Source organism: Pseudochrobactrum sp. AO18b (assembly GCF_000409565.1).
In the GTDB taxonomy this organism is placed as follows: domain Bacteria; phylum Pseudomonadota; class Alphaproteobacteria; order Rhizobiales; family Rhizobiaceae; genus Pseudochrobactrum; species Pseudochrobactrum saccharolyticum.
On sequence record NZ_ANNO01000371.1, the window covers coordinates 1 to 10,647 of the forward strand.

The 10,647-nt window shown below is 50.9% G+C and carries 9 protein-coding genes; 4 read left to right on the top strand and 5 right to left on the bottom strand.

What is annotated here, in order from left to right; all coding sequences use genetic code 11:
• The 3 genes from A918_RS0114170 to A918_RS0114180 form a co-directional block, all read right to left on the bottom strand.
• On the bottom strand, positions 1–488 hold a 488-nt coding region (locus A918_RS0114170; RefSeq protein ID WP_033316149.1), incomplete at its 3' end, for an SH3 domain-containing protein.
• A gap of 358 nt (positions 489–846) precedes the next feature.
• A complete protein-coding gene (locus A918_RS0114175) occupies positions 847–2,022 on the bottom strand; it encodes an alpha/beta hydrolase (protein WP_022711702.1) in 1,176 nt (391 codons plus the stop codon).
• 193 nt (positions 2,023–2,215) lie between these two features.
• On the bottom strand, positions 2,216–3,142 hold the full coding sequence (locus tag A918_RS0114180; RefSeq protein ID WP_022711703.1) for a DMT family transporter: 927 nt from the start codon (positions 3,140–3,142) through the stop codon (positions 2,216–2,218).
• Between the two features lie 808 nt (positions 3,143–3,950).
• Between A918_RS0114180 and greA the strand changes: the two genes are divergently transcribed.
• Positions 3,951–4,424, top strand: a complete 474-nt coding sequence (gene greA / locus A918_RS0114185; RefSeq protein WP_022711704.1) for a transcription elongation factor GreA — start codon at positions 3,951–3,953, stop codon at positions 4,422–4,424.
• 3 nt (positions 4,425–4,427) lie between these two features.
• Positions 4,428–5,507 carry a glycosyltransferase family 4 protein gene (locus tag A918_RS0114190; protein ID WP_022711705.1) on the top strand — a complete coding sequence of 360 codons (1,080 nt, stop codon included), beginning with the start codon at positions 4,428–4,430 and terminating at the stop codon, positions 5,505–5,507.
• Between the two features lie 49 nt (positions 5,508–5,556).
• Here A918_RS0114190 and A918_RS0114195 read toward each other — a convergent pair whose 3' ends face one another.
• Both A918_RS0114195 and A918_RS0114200 read right to left on the bottom strand, forming a co-directional pair.
• Positions 5,557–6,027: an Lrp/AsnC family transcriptional regulator gene (locus A918_RS0114195; RefSeq protein ID WP_022711706.1), complete on the bottom strand. Its 471-nt coding sequence runs from the start codon at positions 6,025–6,027 to the stop codon at positions 5,557–5,559.
• A gap of 253 nt (positions 6,028–6,280) precedes the next feature.
• Positions 6,281–7,681, bottom strand: coding sequence for a TrkH family potassium uptake protein (locus tag A918_RS0114200; protein WP_028233828.1), 1,401 nt, complete (start codon positions 7,679–7,681; stop codon positions 6,281–6,283).
• Between the two features lie 377 nt (positions 7,682–8,058).
• Between A918_RS0114200 and trxB the strand changes: the two genes are divergently transcribed.
• On the top strand, positions 8,059–9,018 hold the full coding sequence (gene trxB, locus A918_RS0114205) for a thioredoxin-disulfide reductase (RefSeq protein WP_022711708.1): 960 nt from the start codon (positions 8,059–8,061) through the stop codon (positions 9,016–9,018).
• A gap of 340 nt (positions 9,019–9,358) precedes the next feature.
• Positions 9,359–10,264, top strand: coding sequence for a LysR family transcriptional regulator (locus A918_RS0114215; RefSeq protein ID WP_022711710.1), 906 nt, complete (start codon positions 9,359–9,361; stop codon positions 10,262–10,264).
• Positions 10,265–10,647 lie beyond the last annotated feature (383 nt).

Consider the following 10,647-nt stretch of genomic DNA (forward strand, 5'->3'; position numbering starts at 1 on the left):
CGGCCCGGACGATGGCCGTTTTCCCAGCCCGGACGACCCGGACGGTATCCATCCCAGCCCGGACGATAATTCGGCCGGTAATATGGGCGGTGCAGGCGATAATACGGACGATCCCAGCGGTCATACCTGTCATTGTTGATCGCCGAGCCGATAACTACACCGGCAATCAGCGGAATGCCGATGGCGGCAGCTGTGTTGCCGAAATTATTATTGCTGTAGTTACCGGATGATCCTTCGCGCACTGCGAGATAACGTGAGGATGCCCAGCCCGAGCGCCCTGCGTAATTGACCCGACACCAGCCATAGCCCCTGGTGCAGCCGTTCACATCAACGCGTGCACCGTTCGGAATAGAGCCGAGCGTACGATAATTCGTGCCGGGGCCGGTACGCAGATTAAGATTGGTTGTTACAATCGCATTCGCAGCCTGTGCGGCTGTGGCGGAGAATAAAGCAAGGGCAATAATTGCCGATTTGATACCAAGTTTCATTTTTCGGTCTCCCCGTGATGAATTGTCTGTTTTTGCAGCAGAACAATCTGCGCGCTTTTCATGTCAGAGGCTTTCTGAGCTCAGAGCATCAAAGGGCGCCATAAATTATAAACGAATAAGCACCTGTTCCGGTTCCGTCATACATCCATTCGGAATGTGGGCGGACGGATAGCGGAGCTTTTTCGTTTGTCAGAATCTATACGGAATTATGTGAATGTAGCCTGAATGCTTACCGGCTCAATATAGGCTTTTATTGATAGGGATAAAATCAATATTGCAAAATGTGGTTACTGCAGAAAACAGATTTTACACCACCCCCGAAGTCAAAACAGGTCGGGGATGGTGTGAGAGCTTGACACTATTGCTGAAAGCCTGTGGCAGCCGCAGTTAAAATACGTCCCGGCAGATAGATAACCATAGAAGCGGCACCGGTAATCACATTTGTACCATCGGCCAATATGGCCTGACCGGATGTCTGACCTTCGCCTTTCAAAGTATTGAAGGAAAGGCTGCCGTCACTAACCAGTGCCATCAGCGTTGGCGAAGAGGCAAAGACACTGTGATCTCCGCCATCAACCGTGCTGGCATCCAGCACGGCAATGCCATATTTCTGCAGTGTTTCAATGCTGGAGCCGTCGCCGACGCGGGAATGTCCGCCGGTAATGCGGCCTGAAATATTCAGCGCACTGTCATTGCGCGAAACCAGAACGGCCATAGGAGGCAGAGGCTTCACATCTTTGACCTGCTTTTCAAACACATCCAGATCAATGTCAGGGGCGGCCAGCAGAACATTGGTCAGGCGATTCAGTGCAGTCCGTTCTTCATTGAGTGCCAATGTGCGCAGAGCTTCCATGGTGACGAAACTGCCCATGGAGTGCCCAACCAGCAAAATCCGTTTGGCTTTGGTCTTTGATGCCAGTTTCAGCAATTCTGCCAGACCGTCGCGCGCAAAATTGGCGCTGTCGCGGTCATAAACATAAAGGCCGAGCGAGGCCGCAGACGGCCATGCATAATGCACGGTCACGGATTTTAACCCGTAATCATGGGTAAACTGGGCTGCACGGAACGTGCTGTCCGCAAAATTATTGTTATAGCCATGCACAAAGATCAGCAGTTCCTGATCTTTTGCCGAGTGCTGATCCAGAGCCTGATTCAGCTGATTGACGAAAATCTGGCTGTTATCAAAAGGCTGGAAGCTGACTGCCGCGAAATGCTTGGCCGGATCCGGCTTATAGCCGGTCTTTTCCACAACGCCTTTCACATGGGATTTCGGGATGCCGATATCAACGCGTGAAAAATTCAGCTTGTCTGAACGTTTCGCATTGTAAGGCATTGAAAAATCATCGCTGCGCTGACGGCTTGTGGCTACATAAACAGGGACGACGGAAGCTGGCTGAGCCGGTTTGATGATGGCAGCATTGGCCGCAGCTACAGAAGCCGGATTGGAATTGGGGCCGTGCCAGAGTACCGCGCGGGAGCCGGTGCAGCCGCTGATAATGATGGAAACGAATGCCAGAAACAAAATACGAGTCATTCGCTGCTCTATCCTTGCCAAGCTTGTTACTGTTCAACCAAGCGGAACATCTTCCGTGTACGTAACCGGATGTTCAGTGTTTTTAAAAGCAGTAATTAGCAAGTCTGGCAATCTGTAAAACTAAACCGCACAGATAAATCCGGCAGTTTAACGTGCTGTCGTGTCTTTTAAACCATAGCTGTAACGGCGTGCTTTACAGGTTTTCTGCCGGAACCTCTGAAAGACTTGTCTTGCCGGTTGCCGGTTTTTTGAAGCGCAGACGGGGTACAATTTCGACCATCAGCATGGACAGGAAAATCAGCGCACAACCGGCAAGGCCGATGAATGGCAGACGTTCGCCAAGCAGAATTGCGCCGAACAGGGCTGCGAATAAAGCTTCGGAAGACAGGAAAATAGCTGCCTGCGGTGCGCTGGTGTAACGGGTGCCGATGGCTTGCAATGTAAACGCCACGCCGGATGAGAACATGCCGGTGAACAGAATTTCCGGCGCTGCGGCCTGAATGGTCTGCCATTCGATCTGTTCAAAAATCGCAGCGCAAACAATGCCGGCAAATGCAACGACCGCGAACTGAACGCAGGCCATGGTGACCGGTCTGCCGATGCGCAATGCATAGCGGGCAATGAACAGCCCTTGCAAAGCCCAGAAAAATGCACCGGCAATCATCAGCCAGTCGCCCTGACTGAAACCGTCAAGCGAACCGCCGGACAGCATGAATATGCCTGTAAGGCTGAGCACGGCGCAGATCCAGACGACCGGATGCGGCCATTGGGAAAATAAAATCACGCCTAAAATCGGCACCAGCACAACATAAAGACCAGTGAGAAAACCTGCATTGGTGACGGAAGTGGTGAGCAGGCCGGTTTGCTGCAGAACCATACCGGAAAACAACATGCTGCCGAGAATCATGAAGGCTTTATGATCGGAAAAGGAAAGCGGCTTGGATGCGCGTCCGGCTTCCATAAAGGCAAAAGGCGCAACTGTTGCAGTGGCCACGATAAAGCGCAGGCCGATAAAGGTCAGCGGGCCGATATTTTCCATGGCGGTTGACTGGGCAACAAAGCCAAGACCCCAGATCAGGCCAGCAAAAAGAAGCAATAAATTAGCGCGTGACTGGGTCATGATATGCCTGCGGAATGCAATAAACGTGGATCGTTACAGTTCAGATCATGTTTGTCTTGCGGAAGACGGAACTGTCCGGCAGGCCGGAACTGCTTTTCTCTGTATGATACGCGACAGAGCTGAGGGCAAACCGGATCTGAGCAGGCTGAGACTATGTGCTGAACCGCGGTCACTATGCTGTATTATTGCAGGAAAGCAAGCCGGATTTCAGCATAATATATGATGTTACAACGTATATCCGAAATGATTCTCACGCTGTCAGCTGTAGTTTTTTTGAAATTTTCGGACTTATAATACTTTATACTGAAGTCTTATATATTGTTTCAGCGTTTTCATGCTGTTGTGTTCATGTAAAAGCTGTCACAGGTTTTTAGTAAAAAAGATCTGTTTTTTTAAAAAAATGTTTCAGAAAAGCTTGGCGCGGGGCGGGCAGGCCCCAAGTTTTTCACAAGTTTTTTGCCGATGCTTTTTGCTCTTTCTTTTTGTTTGCAAAGCTGGCACGATAACTGAAACAGATGATGAATGATGAACGGTTCCGAAGCACCGCTTCGGCGACCGTTTTATTTTTGAGTCTCGGGGGTGTTCTCCGGCTGCTGCAGCATAATTCCTTAAGCCTGAAACAGCTTAAGGTAAAATTATGCTGTAAATATAAATGTTAGAGCAACCTTTGTGCACCCGACAGGGCGCATGGTGCTCTGCTAGCCGGAAGATAGTCTCATTTTTTGTTTCTGCATTTTCGTGGTTTTAAGGCTGCGGAGTGCTTTAGCGCGATTGAAGACCGCGCATCAGGCATGAGAAAGGACAGGGCATGGAAAAGTTCCCTATGACACAGGCTGGCTTCGATCAGCTGAAAGAGGAACTGCGCTGGCGTCAGCAGGAAGAGCGTCCGCGCATTATCGAGGCGATTTCGGAAGCGCGCGCGCACGGCGATCTTTCTGAAAATGCCGAATATCATGCAGCCAAAGAAGCACAGAGCCTCAATGAAGGCCGTATCGGTGAAGTTGAAGACTTTATCGCCCGTGCTGAAGTGATCGATATTTCAAAGCTGACAGGCACGACCATCAAATTCGGCGCGACTGTTACGCTCATTGATGAAGACACCGAAGAAGAGCGCATTTATCAGATCGTCGGCGATCAGGAAGCGGATGTTAAAAAAGGCCGCATTTCTATCTCGTCACCGATTGCGCGTGCCTTGATCGGTAAAAGCGCAGGCGATACTGTGGAATTCAATGCACCGGGCGGCGCCCGTTCCTATGAAATCCTTGGTATGAGATTTATTTAACCAGTGCGCGTATCCCTTTCTGACACTGATATTCTGGCTCCGAATTTTAAAAAGCGTCTCTCCGGCGTCACCTCGACGATTGTCCAGCTGGTGCCGGTGCAACGCAAAATGGGGATCAGGATTGCAGCTGTCGGGCGGGGATTGCCGGATGATCTTCCGCATGTGAATTTGCGTGATCTTGCCGGATTATGGCGCAGGCCTGCGTCCGGCAAAAAATTCCGCATCTGGCATGCCCGCCGCAATGTTGAAATGCTGGCCGGTATTGTGATGCGCGATGTGCTGCGGATGAAGCTGAAGGTGATTTTTACCTCGGCTTCACAGCGCCATCATAAGAAATTTACCAAATGGCTGATCCGTCGTATGGACGGTGTTCTGGCAACCAGTGGCCGCACGGCGAGCTATCTGGACGTGCCGAATACTGTCAGCATGCATGGTATTGATCTGGAACAGTTCCGCCCGCCGCAAAGCGCGCAGGATCGTTTCGCGGCAACCGGTCTGCCCGGAAAATATGCCATTGGCTGTTTTGGCCGTGTGCGGCATCAGAAAGGCACAGACCTTTTTGTTGATGCGATGATTGAGCTGTTGCCGCGCTATCCTGACTGGACGGCCGTGGTGGCAGGACGTGCTACAGCTGAGCATGTTGGCTTTGAAAAAGAACTGCAGGAAAAGGTCAGAAAAGCGGGTTTGGCTGACCGGATTATTTTTCTGGGTGAGGTGCCGTTTGTCAGTGCCGATCCTGCGGGCGACAGTATCAGTGCATGGTATCGCCGTCTGGATGTCTATGTTGCGCCGTCTCGCACCGAAGGTTTTGGCCTGACGCCGCTTGAAGCCATGGCTTCACAAACCGCAGTGGTGACCAGCGATGCCGGTGCCTATCCGGAAATCGTGATTGAAGGTGAAACCGGTTATGTTGTGCCGTCCGGTGCGACTATGGCACCTGCGATTGAAAATTATCTGCGTGATCCCGCTCTTGCCGCACAACATGCGGAAAAGGGCTTGCAGCGTGTGCGCGAGTTTTTCCCGCTGGAACGCGAAGCGAAAACAATCGGTGATTTCTACCAACGGATTTTCGAGCAGACATAAATAAAGCCGGTTTTCACCGGCTTTTTTAATATTCAGAGATATGTCGCTTTTAAATTGCGATCAGAACTTCGTCTTTGACCGGCTTGATGGTCAGTGCTGTGCGCACGGAATCCACATTCGGTGTAGCTGTCAGTTCTTCAATCACAAAAGTCTGGAACGCGTTGAGATTTGGTGCAACGCAATGCAGCAGAAAATCGGATTCACCGGACACCATCCATGCGCGGCGCACCAGCGACCAGGATTTGGTTTTCTCGGCAAAGGCTTTCAATTCGCCATCGGACTGGTGTTTCAGACCGACTGAGCAGAAAGCCACCAGATCCTGACCGACAGCTTCACCTTTAATGATCGCCTGATAGCCCTGAATGATGCCGCTTTCTTCAAGCTTGCGTACACGGCGCAGGCATGGCGGTGCCGAGATACCGACGCGTTCCGCCAGCTCGACATTTGTCATCCGCCCGTCATTTTGCAGTTCCCGCAGAATTTTCCAGTCAATATCATCAAGATCAACCTTAATCGGCATAGGAACTCCGTAAGAGGGTGGCAATAAAAGGGCTGTGAACTGCCGGAGGCAGAATGGAAGTCTCAGAAGTGCATAAAGCAATTATATAACAACAATGCAAGGTTCAGTGCCTGTGACGGGCTTTCCAAGAATTGCTTTAGAGTCATTGCATTATATCATGAATGAAACAATGAGAATGGTTAATTGAAATTATCAACCATTCTGCATCATTTTCTTTTCCGGAACCGGATCAGTTTTTCGTGATGATTGCTGTTCAGCGTACCCAAAAGGCACGGGTGAACAGAATGACCACCGTAATCAGTTCCAGACGTCCGGCGAGCATCAGATAGCTCAGCACCCAGAGCGCATTGTCATTGATGGTGGAGAAGTTGCCTGCAGGGCCGATGGTTTCGCCAAGGCCGGGGCCGACATTGGAGAGGGCGGTAAGCGCGCCGGTAAAGGCGGAGACAAAATCCAGCCCGAAGATGGACAATGCCATCGTGCCCAGCACCAGCGAGGCAAAATACAGGAACAGATAGAGCAGGGCGCTCTGGGCAATATCCGGTGTGATTTCCGATGTGCCGTAGCGGGCTTTGACGACGGCGTGAGGCATGACCAGACGGGTGAGACTGGCCTGTGTGGTGCGCCACAAAATGATGATGCGGTTGATTTTCATACCGCCGGAGGTGGAACCGGCACAGCCGCCGATAAAGGAGGCAAGAAAGAACACACCGACCGCCGCAGGGCCCCAAAGCGTGTAATCCTCCATTGCAAAACCGGTGGTGGTGATAACGGAAATGAAATGAAAGCCTGCGGTCAGCAAAGCAGTGCCGAAAGGCATATCGGAGCTGATGCGCAGCATTACTGCCAGCCCGAATGTGAAAATAAGGATCAATGACAGGAATAGTTTAACCTGCGGATCAAGCAGATTGGGCATTTGCTGCGGAATGACGGCTTTGATGAAAAGAATGAACGGCAGGGAGCCGAGCGTCATAAAGACCATAGCCACAATCAGGATGGCTTTATTACCGTCAAAAAAGCCGAAAGAACTGTCATGAGTCGAATAACCGGCTGTGGAGATTGTGGTCAGCCCGTGATTGATAGCATCAAACATGCCCATTCCGGCGGCAAAATATGCAACAATACATAGGATAGTCAGGCCGCAATAAGCGACAATGATGCCGATCGCCAGCTGATTGACGCGTGGCAGAATTTTCTCGGATTTGTCCGAAGATTCCATATGGAAAAGCTGAACGCCGCCGATGCGCAGAGACGGCAGCAGCAACAGTGCCAAACCGATAAACCCGATACCGCCGATCCAGCATAGCAATGAGCGCCAGATCAGAATGCCGCGCGGCATCTGGTCGAGACCGGTCAGTGCTGTGGAGCCGGTGGCGGTAATGCCGGATGTGGATTCAAACAGTGCTGTCGCAAAGCTGATCGGCAAATGGGAGAAGTAAAACGGAATCGAGCCGAGCAGGGCAGCCGTTACCCAGAGCGAGACTGTGAGCAGAAAGCCGAGACGCGGCGAAAAGCGGATATGACTGTTTTGCGTGGAGAGGAAGACCAGTGACGATACAACGGCGGTAAACAGGGATGAGCGGATGAAAATCAGCCAGTCCGGTGTGCCGTCGCGCAGGTCAAACATTGCAGGAAACAGCATGGCGACGGCCATCATCATGCCTAAACGCGCGCAAATATTACTAACGAAGCGAAATATGATCCTGCCCTCTCGGCTGTAATAACTCTTCCCGTCAGCAGGACTGCCTGTTTATGCGTAAAGCAGCACGGGTTTGGTAACTCTATAGGAAAACTATAGGAATCTAGCAAAATTTTTATGCATTTCCTATGGGGGGCAGACACAAAAGCCGATTTGTGACTTCTCAGAAACACAAGCGCGGTTTTCTGACTGATGGATAAACTTGCCTGTGATTAAGCCCCGCTTCAGCTTGTAATCGGAGACTGCGAAACCTAGTTTCACACTATCTGGGTGCAATACGGATTTTATTCTGTAATGCGCGGCAATGAAGTTACGCGGAAAGAGAAAAGTCTATGACACAGCGCCATGTTCCTGTCCTCATTATCGGTTCAGGACCTGCCGGTTATACGGCAGCTATTTATGCGGCTCGTGCCATGCTGAAACCGGTTATCATCACCGGTCTGGAGCAGGGCGGTCAGCTGATGATTACCACCGATGTTGAAAATTATCCGGGCTATGCAGAAACCGTGCAGGGGCCGTGGATGATGGAGCAAATGGCCAAACAGGCTGAAAATGTCGGCGCTGAAATTGTCTATGATCTGGTATCGGAAGTTGATCTGTCGAAGCGTCCGTTCACGGCGAAAACCGACAGCGGTGCGGTGTTTACCAGTGATGTTGTGATTATTGCGACCGGTGCGCAGGCCAAATGGCTTGGTCTTGAAAGCGAACAGCATTTCATGGGCGGCGGTGTGTCTGCCTGTGCAACCTGTGATGGCTTCTTCTATCGCGGCAAGGATGTGATTGTTGTCGGCGGCGGTAATACTGCTGTCGAAGAAGCACTGTATCTTTCGCATATCGCTCAATCCGTCACTGTTGTGCATCGCCGTGACAGTTTCCGTGCGGAGAAAATTCTTCAGGAACGTCTGCTGAAGCGCGAAAATGTAAAAATCATCTGGAATCATGCAGTTGAGGAAATTACCGGCAATCCTGCCAATCCGCCTATGGGGCCGGTTGTAACCGGCGCAAGGCTCAAAGATACGGTGAGCGGTGCGATTACCGAGGTGAAAACTGATGGTGTGTTTGTCGCAATCGGTCATGCACCGGCGGTGTCATTGTTCAAAGATCAGCTGAAGATGAAGGATAGCGGTTATTTGTGGACTGCACCGGATTCAACCGCGACAAGCATTGAAGGTGTATTTGCTGCCGGTGACGTGACGGATGATATTTTCCGTCAGGCTGTAACTGCGGCAGGTATGGGCTGTATGGCTGCGCTTGAAGCTGAGCGCTGGCTGGCAGCACAACCGGAAGCCTGAGCCGTTAAGCTCGTGGTTTAAACAACCGGCACCTGATAATTCTGCACTGCAGAGCGGTTTTGAATGACCCTGAATCGCAAAATCGCTTTGTTTCTTTGTTTCGGCTACATTTTCTTTGCAAAACCGGTTTTCGTTTTTGTTGAAAATGCTCTGGCTCTTTAAAGTTGCCACAAAATTTAGTTCTTTGTCTTGTGGCAGTTATAAGCTGATTCTGATTTACTGTCGGACATCGGCGAGAAGTTGAAATGGGAAGTGCATAGCGGATGAACCGCATTGTGCCGGAGGATGAAAAGCAATGTCCGTTGCTATAAAGGCGGGCATTGCATGAAAAGGGGATAGTGTGGTGGCACCACTTGACTGGGATAAGCTACGCATTTTTCATGCCGCTGCTGAGGCCGGCTCGTTTACCCATGCGGCGCAGACATTGCATTTGTCGCAATCTGCGATTTCGCGTCAGGTCAGCGCGCTTGAGCAGGATGTCGGTGTGGCGCTGTTCTATCGTCATGCGCGTGGCCTTATTCTGACTGAACAGGGCGAAGTTTTGTATCGCACAGCACATGATGTGCTGATGAAGCTGGAAAATGTCCGCTCCAAACTCAATGAAAACCGTGAAAAGCCTTCCGGTCGCCTGCGTGTGACGACAACGGTCGGGCTTGGTTCCGGCTGGCTGATCGAGCGGATGGAAGAATTTGCCGATCTCTATCCTGATGTGCAGGTGCAGCTCATTCTCGATGATGAAGAGCTGGACCTGACCATGCGTCATGCGGATTGTGCTTTGCGTTTGCGCCAGCCGCAGCAGCCGGATCTCATCCAGCGCCGCATGTTTACCGTGCATATGCATGTTTATGCATCTGAAGGCTATATTGCCAAATATGGCAAACTCAATGCCATTGAAGAGCTGGATGAGCATCGCATTGTAACTTTTGGTGAATCTGCGCCGTCCTATCTGATGGGGCTGAACTGGCTGGAAACAGCAGGCCGCACTGATGGCGGTGCGCGCATTCCGACCTTGCAGGTCAATAATCTGCTTTCCATCCGCCGCGCGGTTCTCAGTGGTGTCGGGATCGGGGTTCTGCCGGATTACATGGTCGATAAAACATCAGGGCTGGTGCGTTTGCTGCCGGCTTTGGGAGAGATTCCTTCCTTCGATACATTCTTCTGTTATCCGGAAGCGTTGAAAAATGCGGCCAAGCTGCATGTTTTCCGCGATTTCATTTTCTCCAAAGCGAGAAACTGGTCCTTCTGAAACAGACCAATTGACGCTAAAAAGAGCCGGTTTTACCGGCTTTTTTGTTGTTTAATGCCCATCTGTGCAGAAAAACTGGTTTCAAGATGCTGAGCTATCTGAAAATGCATGGCTGCTTTGCAATATCGGGCGTTGTGAAACCAGGCTTAAAGGAGCATATACAACTCATCTTAGTGATGCGTCTCCTCCTCCCATTGCGCATCCTAAGTGTTCCCCTCTGAAGGCTTGTCCATATGACGCCTTCAAAATTCCAAGCCGGGCTTATGTCCGGCTTTTTTTTGTCCAAATTTCAGGGCGACAAAAACCCCCCCCTTTTTTTCGTATTCTATGTGCCCCTGCTTATGCAGGCAGAGTTTTGTTCGCAATAAAAAAGCCCCCCACGA